Consider the following 19,436-nt stretch of genomic DNA (forward strand, 5'->3'; position numbering starts at 1 on the left):
TAGCTGCCTGGTTCCTACATCACCATTCCGCCGTCAACCTGTATGGCCTGGCCGGTTATATATGACGAATCATCACCGGCCAAAAATAATGCGAGATTCGCAACATCCTGGACCGTCCCGAGCTTACCGAGAGGTACGAACTTGAGCATCTCGCTTTTTACTTCATCTGAAAGCTTCGCGGTCATATCCGTCTGGATAAACCCGGGCGCTATCGCATTAGCCCTCACGTTTCTTGAAGCCAGCTCTTTAGCTACCGACTTCGTGAACGCTATAAGGCCCCCCTTCGATGCCGCGTAATTCGCCTGACCGGCATTCCCCATTATACCTATTATAGAGGCCATATTAACTATCCTGCCGTCCCTCTGCTTCATCATTATCTTCGAAACGGCTTTGGTAAAGTTGAATGCGCCCTTCAGGTTAACGGCCAGGACCAGGTCCCAGTCAGCTTCTGACATCCTGACTAAAAGCCCGTCTCTGGTAATGCCAGCATTGTTAATCAGTATATCGATTTTCTTAAATTTGTCAAGGGTTTTCTGGGTGAATTCATCGGCCTGGACGGCCTTAGTTACATCGACAACTCCCGTCATGACCTGAACACCGAGCGCCTCTATATCTTTTTGGGTGAGGGCGAGAATTTCCGCATTGACATCGCATATCGCTATGCTTGAGCCCTCTCTCGCGAATGCCAGGGCGATCTCCCTGCCTATTCCTCTGGCCCCGCCTGTTACCAGGGTAACCTTATCTTTAAACTTCATACTATCCTTTCCGTTGAAACTTTAGCATATTTTATAGATAAACCGATTTTTGTCAAGAAATTATTTCTTAATTTACTTTCAAAGGCAAAATACGACGCCATTTATCGGCCAGGATCTTACAATTTTTCTTGAGCAGGCCGTAGTCGTCCCTTACTATTTCTCTATAGCCCTTCATATTTCTGGTCCTGCCGCCATTCCCGACGTGCATTGCCTCTACCTTAACAACCACATTCTTGTAACCGGCATCGATGCTCCGCAGCGATATGTCAAGATCATAACAATGCATGTAACCGAAAGCCTCATCCAGGCCATGCACTTTTTCTACGAACTCTCTTCTCATTACAAAGCACAGCCCGTCTACTACCGCTACCTCCGCCACATCTTCAATCATCGCGGGGCCGAGGTCCTCTTCGTTCCGCAGATTATGCCTCAGGCTCGCTTCGTTAACGCAACCTGTCTTGAGTATCTCTTTACGGCCGGCGATCCCTGCTATACCTATCTTGGGGTCCGCCTCCATTACAGCCTTAATCTTACCTAACCAGTCTTTTTCGAAAATAACCACATCATTATGGATTACGGCCATATAAGGATACTTAGCCGCTCTCAGGCCCTGGTTTATGCCTCTTATCGGGCCAATATTGGTCTCGTTCCTTATATAACGGATATCGGCTTCGCTCTTTATTGAATCAAAATATGCCTTCATATCAGGCTTCGAGCCATTATCGATTATAACAAGCTCAAACGGAAGAGCCGTGTTCTTTAATATAGAATCCACTGTAAGGCGGGTATAGCCAAGCTGGTTCCATACCGCAATTATTATACTAGTTCCTTTATCGTTCATATCTACCCATAACCTTCTCTGAATCAAAGCCGATCACCTTCACCGGAACCACGTCTTTCATTATATCATCGGGCCCGGCGAATAGCACCTGTATATAATTATCGGAGTAGCCCTTAAGGAGGCCCGTAGACCTGTCCCGTTTGGTCTCTACCAGGATACTCAATTCCTTGCCAAGGAAGCTTTTTTTGTACATATCCGCTATCTCGAGCGTTACCGTTCTCATGCTATCATATCTCTTTTTTAAAATTGACCTGTCTACCGTATCCGGCATATCGTATGCGGTAGTGCCTTCCCTTCTGCTGAATGTAAATATATGAGTTCTGGAAGGTGCCACTGCCTTGACAAAATCCATGGTATTTTTAAATCTTGCGCCAGACTCTCCCGGAAATCCTATTAAAATATCGGTAGTTAAAGCTATCTGCGGCATCCTGGCCCTTACCCTATCGACTATTGTCATGTACTCCATCGAAGTATAAGGTCTATTCATAAGTTTTAATACATCATCATCGCCTGATTGAAAAGGTATATGCAGATGAGCGCACATTCTCCTGCTCTGGCCCATGAAATCTATTAAATCGTCTGCAATATATTTCGGTTCAATCGAGCTCAAGCGTATCCTGAAATCACCGTCTACTTTATCCAGAGACTTCAACACATCTACCAGATTTGCGGCGCATAGCCCAACTCTTCGCGCTATATGCCCGAAACACATATCTCTGCCCCACGCTCCAAGGCATATCCCGGTAAGGACTATCTCTTTAAAGCCGTTTTGGACAAGGCCCTTTACTTCCTTAACTATGTCCTTAATGGGCTTTGACTTTAACCGGCCTCTGACAAGCGGCACTTTGCAATAAGAGCACCTGTTCTCGCATCCATCCTGGATCTTGACATACGCTTTTGAATGGTTTTTAAAATCAGAGATACTAAGTTCTCTTATATCTAGGCCCAGGCCCTGAGCTTTAAGCCCGCTCACCACCCGGGCGATCCTGTTCTTCTCGGAGTTTTTAAGCACATTCGATACGCCGGGCATGGACGATAAGCCGGATGCGTCTTTCTCCGCAAGACAGCCCGTAACCACTATCCTGGCATTCGGGTTAGCCTTGTGAAGATGTCCCGTTATGTTCCTTGACTCCCGATCAGCCTGGCCGGTGACAGTGCAGGTGTTTACTATAAAGATGTCCGCGGCATCTTCAGGTCCGGATTCTTCGTAACCGGCTTTTACCAGAAGCTCGCGCATCGCCTGCGACTCGTATTGATTGACTTTACAACCGAGAGTACGAATATGGAATTTTTTCCTGCTATTCATTCGTGAGTTCATAATTCAATATCGCCAGCACAAAAAGTCCCGCCGTGTCGCTCTTCAAGACGCGCGATCCCAGGCTGACCAGCTTAAATCCGCTCCTTTTCGCTTCTTTAATCTCATCGGGCGTAAAATCTCCTTCCGGGCCTATCGCTATGATAGCCTTCCCTCCGGTAAATCCTCTCAGGGCATCCTTTAATTTTATCGCGTCATCATCAAGCGCCGCAATGAGCGCCAGGTCATAAGAGGCTGTCTCCGCGGTAATATCTGAAAAATTCTTTATACTATCTATCTCCGGGATGTCGGCTCGGCCGCACTGTTTTGACGCTTCCATGGCTATCTTTCGCCACCTCTCGACCGAAGCTATTCTTTTTGGGCCATCCCAGTTCGGGATGGTTCGATCGGTAACCAGAGGTATTATCTTCGACACGCCGAGCTCCGTAGACTTCTCGACTATGTAATCCATCTTATCTTTTTTTGGGATAGCCTGAACTAGTGTTATACCGGAGGATTCCTTACCATGTAGCGTCTTAGTCTCTACTATCTCTATAGTGGCTGACTTAGTCTTTATCTCTTTAATGAACCCGATATATTCTTTACCGGTTCCGTCAAAGGTTACAACTCTATCCGACACTTTAAGCCGCATCACATCCAGGATATGATGGGCTTCTTTGCCACTGATATTGATAATATTCCCTTTTACCGACTCTTTGGGAACGTAGAAACGGCTCATCTCTCGATAACCCTATCTGCCTTTCGCAGGGAGAGCTATTTTGGATAAAGGGGCAGCGGGGGCGGCCGGAGCCTTTGCCTGAGAAGGGGCGGCGGGGGCCTTTGCCTGAGATGAAGTATGGATAGCGACCTCCACTACCTTATCTTCACCGGGCTTAACCTTAACATCTTTATTTATCTGTGGCGGCACCGTACCGATCTCTATATCATATGTGCCCTGTTTGATCTCAACCGGTTTATTCACCTTTGTGCTGACTATTAGCTCATTAGTGCCGGCCTTTTTAACTTTCACAGGCTGACGCGCGTCTTTTATTTCTATCCCCTTCTCATCGACAGCCTTAACAATGAGCGTTCCGGTCACGATGCCGAGGTCCAGTATTTTTTCTTTGCCCGCCTCTATGACCACTCCGGCTTCCGCGACTTTCGGCAGCAGGCCGATCTCAATATCGTAAGTACCCGCCAATAATTCCAGAGGTTTGTTCGTTGTTGTGGAAATGATCGCGTTACCGGTCTTTGGATGATATACGTTTATCGGGTAAGAAGCGGCCTTCTTTTTAGCATTCATGGTTTTAATGTTAAGTATACCTGTCACGCAGCCAAGGTCCTCCACGGTCTCCTGACCTGCCGATACCCTAATACCCTTATATATCTTTTGGGGCGCCGTATCCAGCTCCACATCGTAACTGCCGGGAGCCAGCTCCTGCGTCTTATTCAGGACAAACGGCCCTATGTAGACAGCGGACCTGGAATCAACCGACCTGAATGCTTTAGCCCTCAAAGGGGCTGATTTGCTCCGGGCATTCAAAACCTGGACATTGAGGCCTCCCATGTCTTTAGAGAAAACTTTTTTCACCGCGGGCGCCTTTGCGGAAGTTTGCGCTGAGCTATTAGAGGGGGCCGCTTTCGCCGCAGCTTTCCCAAGGAAGGATAATTTTAAAATAAGTCCGCCTGCTATGAGCACAGCCGCTATCGCCGATCCTATTATTAAATATTTAGCTTTCATTTATTACGCTCCCCTTTTTCTCCAAATACTTCCGCGTTAAATATATATATCTCAGTCGCCGGATCTTTCCATACGTCTGGCCCAAGCCCTGCTTTATGCTCGCACAAGCTCGCCATGAACTCTTCTTTATTCCAGCCTGTCTCTACAGCTACCTGGGGCAGATATACACCGCTTTTGAATCCGCGGCGCACCAGGACGCCGTGGCCGGGTATCTTTATCTCGTCGGTGCTGGAGATCTTCTTTAAAGGAGAGAGCACGGATATCTCCAGCTCTAGTTTACTTATCTCACCGGGCGATACCACGTGAAAACGCGGATCCCCGGTGGCCGCTTCTATCGCCATATCAGCTATGGTCTGATAGAGCGGGCCCTGCCCTACCATATTGCCGATGCAGCCTCGCAGCTCACCGTTCTCATGTAAAGTTACAAATGCGCCTAATGGCTCATTTAAAACAGGATCGTTTTCAGTAAAAATTTTACGTTTTCCGTTATCGACAAAGCTCGTGATCGATTCGCGCGCTATCTCCAATAACCTTTTCCTCTGAGAATTATTTAACAACATACGCGGCTCCTCTTCTTTCCCTGGCTCCCTGGGGGTTTTATATATCACTGCGCTAACATACCCCACGACTCTGGATTTATCCCCAAACGTATCCCCGGAATTCGCATATTTTAATATTTTCATTCCATTATACCCGAGATCTTCGGCAGTTAATAGCGCCGCGGTGATCGGCATTATACCGCAGGCCTCGCATATGCCGAGCCTATCATTCTTGTATAGCTCGTCGGCCTTCATTGTTTTAAGAAGGCTTATAAGACGGCTATCGATCGAATTTGCCTCGGTATACGGATGATAATGCGATAGATCTGTGCTGGCCACTACAAGGCAATCCGTCCGATCCTTCAACACCGCAGCTAATGCATTTGCCAGAACCTCGGCATCGGCATAAGCTTGAGTGCCGAATGCTATCGGAACTATCGAAGCATTCTCGAATGCAAGCTGAATGAACGGTATCTGCATCTCAACCGAATTCTCGCCATCAAATGCCTCAGGATGAAAGTAGATGCGTTTATTCTGCGCCTCGATAGAAGCAGCGAGCTTCGCATCTACGGCAACCTCGCCCAAAGGCGTACGAAAACTCCCTCTATCGTATATGGATATTCCATCAAAAGCTTTTCTATGACTGAAGCCCACTATGATAACGGTCTTGATACCCTTACCTTCGGCGAGCTTATAGCCATAGGCCGCTACCGGCGCAGAAAACTGATAACCGGCGTGTGGTGAGATTATGGCGAATATCCTGCCTTCAACTCTTTCGGGATTTACCGAGTCAAGATATACCTTAAGAAGCTTTGTCAACTCCTGCTTAGAGGCAGGATACCAGCTTCCCGCAAGGTCCGCCTCTTTAACATCGGAAGCGTATACCGATGTAAAAGATAGAGATATAATGATTGTTGCGAGAAACACCATACGAAATAAATTATTGAAGGTCGACATAGGCTCAATTTGGCCCGAAGGCCGAACGTTCTAGTGGTGGAGCTGACGGGAATCGAACCCGTGACTCAGCGTTGCGAACGCTGCGTAATCCCTCTTTACTACAGCCCCATGATTAAAATTTATATTATACTATCCTTAATCCAGCGCCGGTAATCCTCGCTGAGCGCTATAATCGGTATGGCTATTATTTCCGGAACCTCGTAGCTATGCAGACGCTTCACCTCTTTTTCCACAGCCTTAAATTTATTGCCGCTTGTCTTAAAGATCGCAAGCGTCTCATTGGCCTTATCTATTCTACCGTTCCACCAGAATTTAGATCCGATCTTACCGATTATGTTCGCGCATGCGACGAGACGCTTTTTGAGAAGCGAACCAGCCGTTAATTCGGCCTCTTTCTTTGAGCTGAAAGTGACAAGGATAATTACAAAATTATTTTTCATTGATTTAATAGAGGGCTTTATCAGATTGTATATGAAGAAGCGAAGACTGTGAGAACTGCATGCATCGCGCCTATGTAAGCTCTTTTATCATCCCGCTTACGGCGTTCTGGATCAATTCCCAATCCTCCTGATTGTGAACAGCGAATTTCTGTTTCCTCTTCCACCCGCCTTCTTCGCGCTTTTGCCAAAGATAGAAACAGATCTGCTTTCTGCCGTAGCTTTCGAGAAGAACTACCGCGGACCACCAGCCGAAACGCTTATTTATCGTCTTCTGAGCTAATACTTTTAACGGAGGTATTATCGGTACTATCTCATCATCTCTGGGGCTCTTCTTATCCTTTTCTTCCATAGGCTCCCCCTCCCCATTATTTTCTCAGGTAGATCTCGTAATCAGGGCCTTTCCCTTCCACCACTACGTGGCCTTCTCTGGCAAGCCATCCGATGCTCATCAGCACTCTCTCTCTTTCGGTATCGATTCCCTTAAGTATCTTTGACAGGGAACTCTTGCCGTGCTGGTCGAGATAATGCCAAATATCTCCGGCGGTAATGCCTATCTCCGTAATCATGACACACCCCCCTTATCATTCTCTTTTATTGTAGCTTCCGCATAACGGGCAAACCGAAATATCATCGTGCTTTGAATCTACATAAGTATTGAAACAGATCGAACATTTCCAGATGTGCTCAACTTCTTTCGGCAACACACGCTTAGTCTGCCGGTATCCGGATACTATCCATACTATTAATATGATAATAACGGAGAATAGCGCATAAAGGAATATAATATTCGATATAGTTAATTTTATCATAATTATATTATGCGGTCAAGGGCGCTAACAAAATATGTTTCAGGCGATTATTCAGCAGCGTAATCAGCCTCCAGTTTTTTTCCGGCGACAGCGTCATCGATAGCGAACGAAAGCTTCTGATCTGCCTGAGCGGGGTCCCTTCGGCTTTCATATTTAAAGCCCGGCGACTTAGAAGGCATCTCTTCCGCATACAATGCCTTCCCTGCAAGATCCCGGTACCGCCTCTCGAGCAACCCGCGGCTGGCCGGGGACGCGCGAACTTCCATGCCGGAGCCGGTAAGTATAGGCCCCAGGAACGCTACCTTTGAAAACCTTACCGATGATCTGGGCATCGGACTCGAAACTATCTTAACCGCAGACAGCCAGAATATGTGCCAGGCCAGAGATATCGCGATCGCGATTATCAATATACGATAGCCTGATAGATCATTCTTCTTTACAATCTTGATAAGATTCATTTACTGGTCGCTATGTTAACCTGTAAAACGCCTTCATTTCTGCACATATCCCATATCTCCACGACACGCCCGAGCGATGCGCCGGAATCGGCTTTTATCAGAAGCGGCGTCTTTGATTTTGCCAGAAGCTTCAGGTTTGAGGCTATCTCATCCTGCGATATCTCTCTTTCGTTAAGATATACCTTATCATCCTTGGTTATCGTTATCACTACGCCCTCCTGCTGGATAACCTCGCTGGTTACCGCCTTAGGCAGGCTCACCTTTATACCCGGCTGGAATATGAAACTTGAAGTGAACAGGAAAAATATGAACAGTAGGAAGAAGACATTCACCAGCGGCGTCAGGTCCACCATTCCCTTCTCTATCTTTACCCTTCTCTTGAATTTCATATAGGTTTAGACCTCGTAAGTATCTCTTCTCGATGACAGGAGGTTAACAAGATCTGTAGCACTGGTCTCCATATCATATACGAGATTATCTACCTGGCTGACCAGATAGTTATAAGCGACATATGTGGGGATAGCGACCGCAAGGCCCGCAAGCGTCGCGAGGAGCGCCTCCCAGATACCTCCGGCGAGATCTCCCGGATTTACGGGGACCATGGCAGAGGCTTTCTGTTGAATGACCTGAAAAGACTTTATCATACCGGTAACCGTGCCGACAAGCCCCAGGAGAGGAGCGATATGCGCTATCGTCGCGAGCACCGGCAAGTGCTTCTCCATTCTCGGGATCTCGAGCCGGGCGGCCTCTTCAACCGCTTCCCTTATTTCCGGTTTCGAGCGGTCATGCTTCAATATGCCGGCCTTGACGATATGCGCGATAGGCCCGGGTGTGGCATTGCACATCTCTATGGCCTCTATTATCTTGTTGCGCTTCAGGATGTTTATGATACCGTCCATGAATTTACCGGCGTCGATCCTTGCCTTATTGAGATTATATATCCTCTCTATCACCACGCCGAACGCCAGTATCGACGCGATTATGATGAGATACATCATGGGCCCGCCCTTCTGCACTAACTCCCACATAACTCTCCTCCATTTCTATTTTTTCGATTCGATAAGCTTGAGGCGTTTCTTGGCAAAATTAGATTCTTCGATATCCATGCCGGCCAGCTTTTCGTAAAGATGCGCGGCGTCAACCGGTCTTCCCAATGCCTCGAGTACCTGGGCGCACTTTAACTGCGCCCTGACCGCCCAGAACGTACCGTTTGAATAAAGATGAGGCACCTTAAGATATTCTTCGACGCACTTCTGTAAATCCCCTTTATGCTCGTAAGACTCCGCGATCTCATACTGGATCTGCGCGTTGGGCTCGCTATTATCGCCCGTAAGCGCTTTTCCGTAGTATTCTATCGCCTGATCAAATTCTTTCTTTTCCTTTTTGATCTTAGCGATCTTCCTGTATGCCATGCTCCCTGAATGGGAGCCGGGAAATTTCTTTGCGATCTCTTCGAGTTTCGCTATCGCCTGATCGGTCTTCCCCTCTTCCGAGAACGCCAGCGCTTCTTGAGTCAGCGCGTCTTCCGTCATATCACCGGATGGAAAATCTGTCAGGATTGACTCGTAATATTCCCTCGCCTTGTCATACTTGCCTTTTGAGCGGTAATACTCTCCAAACCAGAATCTCGCGTCGAGCGCCAGTTCAGAGCCGGGATAGTTTTTAACAAAATTCTCAAATGCCGCCAGCGCCTCCGGCTCTTTTCGTAAATTGTAATAGCACCACCCTATTTGATAAGCGGCCATCATCCTTAACCTTTTGTCGGAAGCGGCCTTCTCAAGATATGTAAATGCCTTGAGGGCGGAATCATACTTACTCATATTATACAGAGAATTGGCCAGGTATAGTTCTGCCTGACCGGACAATTCATTCTTGGGGAATTCCCGGATAAATCTCTCGAACTCACCGGAAGCATGTTCATAATCGCCGAGATTAAAATAGGACGCGGCCAGATGAAATAGAACCTTTTCACGTAAATCCGTGCCGGGAAAGTTCACGAGGATCGCCTGATACGCAAGGATAGCCTGGTCATATTTGGCGCTTAAGCCTGATATGTTAGCGATCTGGTATTGCGCGTAATCAGCGCTCGAACTATCGGAATATTTGTTAAGGACAATGTCATAGTTCTCCGCGGCTTTACGGTAATCTTTTTTGTAAAAATAGATATCGCCGATCTTAACCAGCGCGCTTGCGCCAAGATCAATGTCTTTAGTTTCCTTCGCGGCGCGGAGAAACTCTTTAACGGCCTCATCATCCCTGCCAAGCGTGACATATATCAATCCGAGCCCATAATGCATCCGGCAGACCATAGAGCTCTTCGGGAACTTCGCCATAACCTCAAGCGAAAGGTCTTCGGCTTCCGCATATTTTTTATCATTATATAAAAGTTTTATTTTGTGATAATACGCTTCCGAAACGATATCGTCTTGCGGATAATCCGATATGATCTGGTCGCATATCTTCAAGGCTTCGAGTGAGGCGCCGGATCTCTCGTAATTACGGACAAGCCCCAGGAGCGCATAACCTTTCAGGAGATGGTCATCAGCTGCCTCCAGGCATCTCTTGAAGAAATCGCTCGATGCGGCGAATTCGCCAAGTTCGTAGAGCCCCCTGCCGGCGCCATACATGGCAAATGGCGCCCATCTCGCGCCCGGAGATATTGACAACGCCCTTTCGAACAAAGCCAACGATTCCTTATATTTACCGAGATGATATTTCGATTCGCCATCAAGATAATAGGCCTCCGGGGTCTTCTCGGAAACCGGAAAATTCCCGATAAATTTGTCCAGCTCTTCTTCGGCTTTCTCATACCTCGAGGAGAGATATTGGCATTCGCCCAATCTGAATTGGGCATCCATCGAAACCTTATCCATCGGATACTTAGTAACAACGTCCTCGAAACATTTTATCGCCTCATCGAAAAATCCAAGTTTGTAGTAGGCCCATCCCTTAGAATATAAGGCATAGCCGAGATATTTAGATGCCGGAAAATCGTCTATGACCTTTTCATAATATTCGAGGGCGCCCTTAAAATCATTATTAGTCGTGCATATCTCACCGGACCAATATAGCGCCTCATCCTGGAACTCAGCCGCCGCCGGAGAATTCAAGATCGCCTGGAACTCATACAATGCCCTCGAGTAATTGTTCTGCTTATAATAGCTTCTGCCTAAAAGGCTATGTGCCTGATATAGATATTGCGTCTGGGGATAATTCTTTATAAAAGACTCAAGCCTCTCCTGTGACAGGTCGTAAGCGCCGTCATTGAAGATCTTCTTTATATATACAAAATCCGCGCTCTCGCCCGGGCCGTCGGCATATGTTAACAGCGCTTGCGATAAAAACACCGCGACGATCGTAAGACATCCGATCATGAATTTGCGGCAGGTCATGACAAGGTTTCCTTTAGATATTGTCCCGTATACGAATTCTTGTTCCCGGCCACATCCTCCGGCGAACCGTAAGCCACTACCTCTCCTCCCGCGTCGCCGCCTTCGGGCCCCAGGTCTATGATATAATCCGCTGTCTTTATCACATCCAGGTTATGCTCTATGACCAGCACGGTATTTCCCTGGCCGACTAACGCCTGCAGGACGCTCAGGAGCCTGTTGACATCGGCGAAATGAAGTCCCGTCGTAGGTTCGTCCAATATATAAAATGTCCTTCCCGTAGATCTCTTAGAAAGCTCCGCTGCGAGCTTTATCCTTTGGGCCTCGCCTCCGGAAAGCGTCGTAGCTGATTGCCCTATCTTTATATATCCCAGACCGACGTCGTAAAGGGTCTTGAACCTACTTTTTATTGAAGGTATATTTTCAAACAGGTTCAGGGCATCCTCTACTGACATTTCGAGGACTTCGGCGATGGAATGGCCCTTATACCTGACATCGAGCGTCTGCTCATTGAAACGTTTTCCCTTGCAGACTTCGCACTGCACATAGATATCCGGCAAAAAATGCATCTCTATCTTTTTTATACCATCACCGGCGCATGCCTCGCACCTTCCTCCTTTTACATTGAAACTGAAACGTCCCGGTTTATAGCCGCGCACCTTTGCCTCGGGAAGCCTGGAGAATATATCCCTCAGCGGGGCGAACGCGCCTGTATAAGTGGCGGGATTTGAACGCGGTGTGCGTCCTATGGGCGACTGGTCTATAACTATCACTTTGTCTATATGCTGCATGCCGTCTATTTTTTTATGTTCACCCGGCGTCTCTCTGGAACGGTAGAATTTCCTTGCCAGCGATTTATAGAGAATGTCGTCCACCAGCGTGCTCTTGCCCGAGCCCGATACGCCGGTAACGCAGACGAAGAGGCCGAGAGGTATCTCGACGTCTATATTCTTTAAGTTATGCTCTCTTGCGCCGAATATCTTCAGTTTCTTGGACGTCGGCTTTTTACGTTCCGGCGGGATTGTTATCTTAAGCTCGCCCCGCAGATACTTTCCCGTGAGAGACTCTTTCGAAGCGAGTACATCTTTCAGGCTGCCGCTGACAATAACTCTGCCGCCGTGCTCTCCTGCGCCGGGGCCCAGATCTATGATATGGTCGGCAAGGCGTATCGTAGCTTCATCGTGCTCTACCACTATCAGCGTATTACCAAGATCTCTCAGCCTCTTCAGCGTATCCAAAAGCTTATTATTGTCCTTCTGATGAAGCCCTATGCTCGGCTCATCCAGTATATAAATAACCCCCACGAGCCCCGAGCCTATCTGAGTAGCAAGCCTGATGCGTTGGGCTTCGCCGCCGGAGAGAGTAAAGCTGCGCCTGTCGAGTGTAAGATAATCGAGGCCAACATTCACCATGAACTGCAAACGCGCTATTATCTCTTTCAATACCTGATGGGATATCGTCTTTTCCGTCTCTGTCAGATCCATCGTTGAAAGAAAATCCTTCAGATCTTTTATCGACATCGTCGACACTTCAAAGATGTTCTTGCCCTGGATAGTGACCGCGAGAGACTCCTCCTTAAGCTGCGAACCCTTACATACCGGGCATGGCAGGACCGACATATATTTATTGATCTCGGTCTTTATGAACTCGCTCTCCGTTTCACGGAAACGCCTCTCGAGGTTCTTTATCACACCTTCGAAAGCGTAATAGCCTCCGCTCTCTTCTCCGTACAGCACGAGCCTCTTTATATTCTTCGGCAGATCTTTAAAAGGGGTACGGACATCGAACCCGTATTTATTGCCGAGCGACCGCAAGAGGCGCCTGTAATAGATATAGAGCCCTTTTCCGCCGCGCCGCCAGGCGTCGACCGCGTCGATAACGCTCTTCGTCTTGTCCGGAATGACCAACTCCGGATCTATCTCCATCTTGTTTCCGAGCCCGACGCAGGCCGGACACGCGCCGTACGGCGAATTGAACGAAAATATCCTGGGAGATATTTCTCCGAGGCTTATCCCGCAATCTACACATGCGTATTGCTCATTGAACAGAATATCCTCGGATTTCCCGGCGGTCTCGAAGCTTGCAAGTATTATGCCCTTGCCCATCTCAAGCGCCGTTTCGACAGAATCCGTAAGCCTCTTCTTTATGCCGGACTTCAATATCAGCCTGTCTACGACGATCTCGATGTTGTGCGTCCTGTTTTTATCAAGCGCTATCGCTTTTTCGAGCTCATGTATATTGCCGTCAACCCTGACCCTTATAAAACCGTCTTTCTTTATCTTCTGGAAGAGCTCTTTATGCTCACCCTTCCTGCCGCGAATAACAGGAGCCAGTATCAGGACGCCGGTCTGGGCAGGCAGCTTCGAGATCTGCTCGACTATCTCCTGGGATGTCTGCCTCTTTATGACTTTTTTACATTTGGGGCAGTGCGGGATGCCTATACGCGCAAAGAGGAGCCGCAGATAATCGTATATCTCCGTCTGCGTTCCTACCGTCGACCGCGGATTCGATCCGGCGGTCCTCTGCTCTATGCTTATAGCGGGAGAGAGGCCCTCGATATACTCAACATCCGGCTTCTGGAGCTGCTCCAGGAACTGTCTGGCGTAGCTTGAGAGGCTTTCCACATACCTGCGCTGCCCTTCGGCATATATGGTGTCGAAGGCAAGCGACGATTTACCTGAGCCGGAGAGTCCCGTTATCACAACAAGCTTATCTCGCGGGATCTCCAGATCTATGTTCTTCAGGTTATGCTCTTTTGCTCCCTTTATGATGATCGCGTTTTTTTCCATATATATGATAATATTATATGCTAAAGACATCTAACTTCCAATAAAAAACCTGCTCGAAGGAAGCGCCCATTATGCGCTCTCTCCGAGCAGATTTTATATTACCAACGGCGGGAACTATTTCCTTTTTTTCTTCTTCTTTCCGCCGACCAGCATCTTTGCTCTTGAAACATCGCCTTTCTTATCGATGAAATAGAGGTATCCTGACTCCTTCTCTACTGCAGGCTTCGCGACCACCTTGCCGCCGCCGCCCTTGGATTTTCCTCTAGCCATCTTCGTTTCGACGACATTACCCTTCTTATCGACGTAATAGAGATAGCCCTTTTTACGCTTTATACCTACCTTCGCGACCTTCTCTGCCATTTATTTCACCTCCCTTCAAAATATAAATTTACTGATTAGACTTGTAGATACTCCCTGTTTATTCTCGACATGCTCCTGAATATGTTCGTCTTAACGTCCTTACAGCCTTTTTCAGCGCCCTTTATAAAATTCTTCATCATCCGCCGCTTTGAGGTTTCCGCCGCCGGGCACGTTTCAGTGGTAACGGGAAAACACATCTCTTTCGCGAATTTCCGGGTCGATGCCTCCTCGACATGGCAGAGCGGCCTTATTATGGTGAGCTTCCCCTTGAACATCTCCTGCCTGGGGTTCATCGCCGAGAACTCTCCCTGATATAAAATATTCAGGAGCAGCGTCTCTATAATATCATCCTTGTGATGTCCGAGGGCAATTTTGTTGCATTTAAGTTTTTTAGCGGCCAGAAAGAGCGCTTTGCGCCTGTTCCACGAGCACCAGAAACATGACGGCCCTCTTTCCTCCTCACGGATCTTTATCTTTTCAAAGACGCATTTCACTCCGATATTTTTAAAGAACCGCTTTAGCCTTCTTTTATCCGCGGAAACGCAATCATAGTCTGTCTCGACATGCATCGCGATCAGCTCATATGCCACCGGCGCCCACTTTTTGCGTTCATTCAGCAGATGGACAAGAGCAAGACTGTCTTTACCGCCCGATACGCCGACGAGTATCCTGTCTTTATCCTCTATGAGCTTATAATCGGCTATCGCCCGGCCGATCCGGGTGGAGATATAATTGCCGGTCTTTGTGAGCGGCCTCATGTCCCTATCCGCACGCTTCTTGTTATCCCCTCCAGCGTCGCTATTGCTGAGTATATCGCAAGCGCACTGGTCTTGGGGTTGGACTCCGACGGCACATTTTCCGTCCTGGTGGTTATACGGCCTGAATCGCCTATTATCTCCACCTCATGTGTGTTTCTTATATAATCAGGCGATGTCACTATACGCACCTTAGTACTCGCGGCGCCTATACCGGCAAGGCTCAAAACGGCGGAGACATTGACGTTGGCCGGAAAACCTTTAACGGCATCTCTGGCGCTTCCCTCGAAAAGAACGGTCTCTTTCGTGATAGCGCGCACATCTATTCCCTTACTGGTCAAATAGGGCGCGCCTTCCAATCCTTTCGGCGGCTTTCGCGTAGTCAATGTCACGGATGCGATCTTTCCTATTGAAGCTGCCTTAAGGGCATCGATGCCGCAAACGGCTCCGCTGGGTATATACACTTTTACGCCCTTCTCACCCGCCTTTTTCAGCAGCCCCTCCTGCCCTAACAACCCGCCCACGCTCATGATAAGGCAATCTCTATTATTTTCCACGCATTTTTCAACTATTTTCGAAGAGGCGAGGGCGCTTGAGGCCTCGATCACCAGGTCCGTTTTCTTAATAAGCTGATCGAGTTTTAAGGCCCGGACATTTTCCTTCAAAGAACGGTTCAATGCGAGAATTTTATTCTCATCTATGTCACATACCCCCGCCAGCTCTACCGCGTACGCAAGCCTGGAGCGGCATGCGATGGCAATGCTGGTTCCGATAACACCGCAACCTATTATCCCGACTTTAATCTTCTTCATGTAAGCCATTGGTATCAATAACCCGATATAGCGGCCGCGCTCTTCTCTCCGGTAACAGCCAACATCCTGTCGAGAGCCTTCTTAGCCTTTGTCCTGATATCATCCGCCACTTTTATCTCATAGACCATCTTCTCGAGGCTGTGGGCCACCCACCCCAGCGTTATCAGCTTCATATTCGCGCAAACGAGGTGCGGAGTCGGAAGATAAAATCTCTTATCGGGATTCTCTTTCTGTAATTTGTACAACATACCGGATTCCGTCGCTATGATGAATTCTTTCAACGGCGACTTCTTTACGTAAGTGAACATTCCGCCCGTAGAACATATGTGGTCGGCCAGTGTCAATACTTCAGGATTACATTCGGGATGGGCTATAACCTCGGCAAGCGGATGAAGGGCTTTTGCCTTTACGACATCCTCCTCCTGGACCCTGATATGCGTCGGACAGAAACCTTCCCACAATATTATATTCTTTTCCGGAACCTGGGATTGGACGTATCTGCCCAGATTCTTATCGGGAACGAATATCACATCTTTCTCCTTAAGGGATCTTACGACCTCTATGGCATTCGACGATGTGCACGCTATATCGCTCTCGGCTTTCACTTCAGCGCTCGAGTTTACATAGCATGTCACCGCGGCTCCCGGATATTGGGCCTTCTTGGCCTTAAGTTTCTCCGGGGTTATCATATCGGCCAGCGGACATCCGGCTTCCATTACGGGCAGCAGCACTTTCTTATCGGGGTTCAGTATCGAGGCTGACTCCGCCATAAACTGAACTCCGCAAAATACTATAACGTCGGCGTCTGTCCTGACTGCGGCCTGGGAGAGCGCCAGCGAATCTCCGGATATGTCGGCTATCTCCTGTATCTCGTCGCGCTGATAGTTATGGACGATGATGACGGCGTTGCGGCTCTTTTTAAGCTTCTCTATCTTCTTCTTCAGGGCTTCGTTGTATTTTATATCGCCCTTATCCTGTTTTTGGGTATTCACTGGGTCACACCTTTATGATTGTATTATCTATAAGCCTTGTCTTACCCACAAATGCGGCAAGCGCTACAAGGACTTCGCCGGATATACTGGACAGATCCTTAAGGTCTTTAGCATCAACTATCGATATATAATCTACTTTAACCAGAGGTTTCCGCGCTATAAGCTCCTTCATCGCTTTGATCACATTCGCAGGATCCCTCTCGCCGGCTTTTACAAGCGACAACGCCTTTTCTAAAGATTGATTCAATACTAGCGCCTGGCGCCTCTCATCCTCGGACAGATACACGTTGCGCGAGCTCATGGCGAGGCCGTCCGTCTCACGGATTATCGGCACCGATTTTATCTCAATGTCCATATTAAGGTCACGAACCATCTTTTTTATAACCGCCGCCTGCTGGGCATCCTTCTGTCCGAAGTATGCCACATCGGGCTTTACTATATTAAACAGCTTCGCAACCACGGTAGTAACGCCTTTAAAATGTCCCGGGCGTGAGGCTCCGCAAAGCGAGTCTGTCAGGCTTTCGACGTTAACATACGTAGCGTATCCTTCCGGATACATATCCTTCACGGAAGGATAAAATATCACATCGACGCCCGCGTCCCCGGCCATAGCTTCATCGCGCTTAATGTCGCGCGGATATTTCTCATAATCTTCTTTCGGCCCGAACTGCAGCGGGTTTACAAATATGCTCATAATGACCACGTCGGTATGCTTCCTGGCCGCCTTCACAAGGCTCACATGCCCTTCGTGAAGATAACCCATCGTCGGGACGAAGCCTATCGTCTTGCCTTCCTTTTTCAACATCTTTACGAGAGTGGTCATCCTTGAAATGCCGTCGACTAATTTCATCCGAATACCTTTACGCTCTGTTCAGTTCGCGCAAGCCCTTCAGCACGAATTCTCTCTCATTTATCCTGGGATGCGGAATAACCAGATCGCCGTCGTCTATTATCTCCTCACCGTAATACAGGATATCCAGGTCTATCGTCCTCGGGCCGTTCTTAACCGCTCTTTTGCGCCCGAGAGCTTCTTCTATTCCGTTCAATTTTTTCAAAAGCGCTTTCGGCGTAAGCGCGGTCTCTATCTCCAGAACACCGTTCAGGAATTTACCCTGCGGAACTCCGCCCATAGGATCGGTCTCATAGATCGAAGACGCGCGCTTCAAATGTATACCGGGGCTTCTTTCTATACTCCGGATCGCCCTGTCTATATACCGGCGCCTGTCTCCCAGATTAGAGCCGATACCTATATAACAGATCGTCATATTACACAGATTCTATATTAATCTTTTTCTGATGCGCTCTATCGCTTCTTTAATACGCTTCTTATCTACGGTGATCGCCATCCTTATATAGCCTTCGCCGTTCCTACCGAAACCATTTCCCGGCGTCACCACGATGTCGCATTTGTCCAGAAGCTCTTTCGCGAACGACGCGGAAGTGTGTCTGGGCGGGACCTTGAACCACACATAGAATGTCGCCTTCGGCTTCTCTATGTTCCAACCGAGCGACCGCAAGCCTCCCACTAAGGTATCCTGCCTCTCCTCATAGATCTTCAGCGCGGATTTAATGTACCTGTCATAATTTTCAAGAGCGGCGCGGGCGGCCCATTGTATCGCGAAAAATACTCCGGAATCTATATTGGATTTTACTTTTGCAAGGCCCGAGATAAGTTCAGGATTGCCGCAGGCATAGCCGATCCTCCAGCCGGTCATATTGAATGTCTTAGAGAGCGAATGAAATTCTATGGCCACATCCTTCGCGCCTTCGGCTTCAAATATGCTCGGAGCCTTATAGCCGTCGTATCCCATCTCGGAATACGCCGCGTCGTGGCAAACTATTATATTATGCTTTTTCGCGAAGTCGATGACATGCTCGAAGAAACGCTTATCACATACCGCGCCGGTCGGATTATTGGGATAGTTGATAAAGATCATGCGCGTTTTATGCAGGATATTATGGTTGATGGCCTTCAGGTCGGGCAAAAAATGGTTCTTCTCCTCAAGAGGCATAAGCTCAATTTCCCCGCCCGCAAACCATGTCCCCGACTTATAAGGCGGATAGCAGGGATCCGGGACCAGCACGACATCTCCCGGGTTCACGAACGCAAGAGGAATGTGCGCGATGCCTTCCTTCGACCCGATGAGCGGCAATATCTCGTTATCGGGATCGAGATCGATGCCGTAACGCTTCTTGAGCCACTTGGAGCAGGTCTGCCTGAATTCAGAAAGTCCAGCGTCGAGAGGATAGCGATGGTTCTTAGGATCGCGCATCGCCTTATTCATGGCATCGATAATGAAGTTCGGCGTGGGCATATCGGGGTCGCCGATGCCCAGGTCGATTATATCCCTGCCCTCCTCGCGCGCCTTCTTCTTCGCCCTGTCTATCTCGACGAAGAGATACGGCGGCAGCTTCTTCAACCTCTCGGATCTTTCTATTCGCATGTCAATCTCCCTAACTGAAATATTCTTCGAATCTAGTTTTGACCTGAACCGAAGTTATGGT

22 protein-coding genes and 1 tRNA gene are annotated in these 19,436 nt (G+C 48.3%); all 23 read right to left on the reverse strand.

The annotated features are described in order from the left end of the window. Nucleotides 1-14: 14 nt before the first annotated feature. The 23 genes from fabG to NTY76_02090 all read right to left on the reverse strand — a co-directional run bounded on the left by fabG (nt 15) and on the right by NTY76_02090 (nt 19,369). Entirely contained in the window at nt 15-755 is a 741-nt protein-coding gene (fabG, locus tag NTY76_01980; GenBank protein MCX5677855.1) for a 3-oxoacyl-[acyl-carrier-protein] reductase, read from the reverse strand. Nucleotides 756-822: 67 nt separating this feature from the next. Further along, nucleotides 823-1,596 (reverse strand): glycosyltransferase, encoded by a 774-nt coding sequence (locus NTY76_01985; GenBank protein MCX5677856.1) that lies wholly within the window; start codon nt 1,594-1,596, stop codon nt 823-825. Continuing rightward, on the reverse strand, nt 1,586-2,914 hold the full coding sequence (gene mtaB / locus NTY76_01990) for a tRNA (N(6)-L-threonylcarbamoyladenosine(37)-C(2))-methylthiotransferase MtaB (protein MCX5677857.1): 1,329 nt from the start codon (nt 2,912-2,914) through the stop codon (nt 1,586-1,588). Before mtaB ends, NTY76_01985 begins: the two co-directional genes overlap by 11 nt. Beyond that, complete coding sequence (locus tag NTY76_01995) at nt 2,895-3,629, reverse strand: 16S rRNA (uracil(1498)-N(3))-methyltransferase (GenBank protein MCX5677858.1); 735 nt, start codon at nt 3,627-3,629, stop codon at nt 2,895-2,897. Before NTY76_01995 ends, mtaB begins: the two co-directional genes overlap by 20 nt. Nucleotides 3,630-3,641: 12 nt before the next feature. Continuing rightward, nucleotides 3,642-4,631, reverse strand: coding sequence for a hypothetical protein (locus NTY76_02000; GenBank protein ID MCX5677859.1), 990 nt, complete (start codon nt 4,629-4,631; stop codon nt 3,642-3,644). Beyond that, nucleotides 4,628-6,100 carry an AmmeMemoRadiSam system protein B gene (gene amrB / locus NTY76_02005; protein MCX5677860.1) on the reverse strand — a complete coding sequence of 491 codons (1,473 nt, stop codon included), beginning with the start codon at nt 6,098-6,100 and terminating at the stop codon, nt 4,628-4,630. The genes NTY76_02000 and amrB overlap by 4 nt, the downstream gene beginning before the upstream one ends. 61 nt (nt 6,101-6,161) lie before the next feature. After that, nucleotides 6,162-6,235 (reverse strand) — tRNA-Ala (locus NTY76_02010). 11 nt (nt 6,236-6,246) lie between these two features. Continuing rightward, nucleotides 6,247-6,567, reverse strand: coding sequence for a divalent-cation tolerance protein CutA (locus tag NTY76_02015; GenBank protein MCX5677861.1), 321 nt, complete (start codon nt 6,565-6,567; stop codon nt 6,247-6,249). A 70-nt stretch (nt 6,568-6,637) separates the two neighbouring features. After that, nucleotides 6,638-6,916, reverse strand: coding sequence for a hypothetical protein (locus NTY76_02020; protein ID MCX5677862.1), 279 nt, complete (start codon nt 6,914-6,916; stop codon nt 6,638-6,640). Between the two features lie 16 nt (nt 6,917-6,932). Continuing rightward, the gene (locus tag NTY76_02025) at nt 6,933-7,133 is read right to left on the reverse strand and encodes a winged helix-turn-helix domain-containing protein (GenBank protein MCX5677863.1); all 201 of its coding nucleotides are present in this window, start codon (nt 7,131-7,133) and stop codon (nt 6,933-6,935) included. Between the two features lie 15 nt (nt 7,134-7,148). After that, the gene (locus NTY76_02030) at nt 7,149-7,376 is read right to left on the reverse strand and encodes a hypothetical protein (protein MCX5677864.1); all 228 of its coding nucleotides are present in this window, start codon (nt 7,374-7,376) and stop codon (nt 7,149-7,151) included. A gap of 47 nt (nt 7,377-7,423) precedes the next feature. Beyond that, entirely contained in the window at nt 7,424-7,834 is a 411-nt protein-coding gene (locus tag NTY76_02035) for a hypothetical protein (GenBank protein ID MCX5677865.1), read from the reverse strand. Then, the gene (locus NTY76_02040) at nt 7,831-8,223 is read right to left on the reverse strand and encodes a biopolymer transporter ExbD (protein ID MCX5677866.1); all 393 of its coding nucleotides are present in this window, start codon (nt 8,221-8,223) and stop codon (nt 7,831-7,833) included. Before NTY76_02040 ends, NTY76_02035 begins: the two co-directional genes overlap by 4 nt. Before the next feature lie 6 nt (nt 8,224-8,229). Continuing rightward, a complete protein-coding gene (locus NTY76_02045; protein MCX5677867.1) occupies nt 8,230-8,862 on the reverse strand; it encodes a MotA/TolQ/ExbB proton channel family protein in 633 nt (210 codons plus the stop codon). 15 nt (nt 8,863-8,877) lie between these two features. Then, a complete protein-coding gene (locus NTY76_02050; protein ID MCX5677868.1) occupies nt 8,878-11,226 on the reverse strand; it encodes a tetratricopeptide repeat protein in 2,349 nt (782 codons plus the stop codon). Then, nucleotides 11,223-14,012: an excinuclease ABC subunit UvrA gene (uvrA, locus tag NTY76_02055; GenBank protein MCX5677869.1), complete on the reverse strand. Its 2,790-nt coding sequence runs from the start codon at nt 14,010-14,012 to the stop codon at nt 11,223-11,225. The genes NTY76_02050 and uvrA overlap by 4 nt, the downstream gene beginning before the upstream one ends. A gap of 114 nt (nt 14,013-14,126) precedes the next feature. Next, nucleotides 14,127-14,372, reverse strand: a complete 246-nt coding sequence (locus NTY76_02060; GenBank protein MCX5677870.1) for a hypothetical protein — start codon at nt 14,370-14,372, stop codon at nt 14,127-14,129. 35 nt (nt 14,373-14,407) lie between these two features. After that, on the reverse strand, nt 14,408-15,130 hold the full coding sequence (locus tag NTY76_02065) for a tRNA 2-thiocytidine(32) synthetase TtcA (protein MCX5677871.1): 723 nt from the start codon (nt 15,128-15,130) through the stop codon (nt 14,408-14,410). Continuing rightward, the gene (locus NTY76_02070; protein ID MCX5677872.1) at nt 15,127-15,939 is read right to left on the reverse strand and encodes an aspartate dehydrogenase; all 813 of its coding nucleotides are present in this window, start codon (nt 15,937-15,939) and stop codon (nt 15,127-15,129) included. The genes NTY76_02065 and NTY76_02070 overlap by 4 nt, the downstream gene beginning before the upstream one ends. Nucleotides 15,940-15,953: 14 nt before the next feature. After that, a complete protein-coding gene (gene nadA, locus NTY76_02075; GenBank protein ID MCX5677873.1) occupies nt 15,954-16,901 on the reverse strand; it encodes a quinolinate synthase NadA in 948 nt (315 codons plus the stop codon). Nucleotides 16,902-16,935: 34 nt separating this feature from the next. After that, complete coding sequence (gene panC / locus NTY76_02080; GenBank protein ID MCX5677874.1) at nt 16,936-17,781, reverse strand: pantoate--beta-alanine ligase; 846 nt, start codon at nt 17,779-17,781, stop codon at nt 16,936-16,938. A gap of 10 nt (nt 17,782-17,791) precedes the next feature. After that, a complete protein-coding gene (gene folK, locus NTY76_02085; GenBank protein ID MCX5677875.1) occupies nt 17,792-18,196 on the reverse strand; it encodes a 2-amino-4-hydroxy-6-hydroxymethyldihydropteridine diphosphokinase in 405 nt (134 codons plus the stop codon). Between the two features lie 12 nt (nt 18,197-18,208). After that, a complete protein-coding gene (locus NTY76_02090) occupies nt 18,209-19,369 on the reverse strand; it encodes an LL-diaminopimelate aminotransferase (GenBank protein MCX5677876.1) in 1,161 nt (386 codons plus the stop codon). Between the last annotated feature and the right edge of the window lie 67 nt (nt 19,370-19,436).

The sequence above is a fragment of the Candidatus Omnitrophota bacterium genome (assembly GCA_026387175.1).
Classification (GTDB): domain Bacteria; phylum Omnitrophota; class Gorgyraeia; order 2-01-FULL-45-10; family 2-01-FULL-45-10; genus CAIMPC01.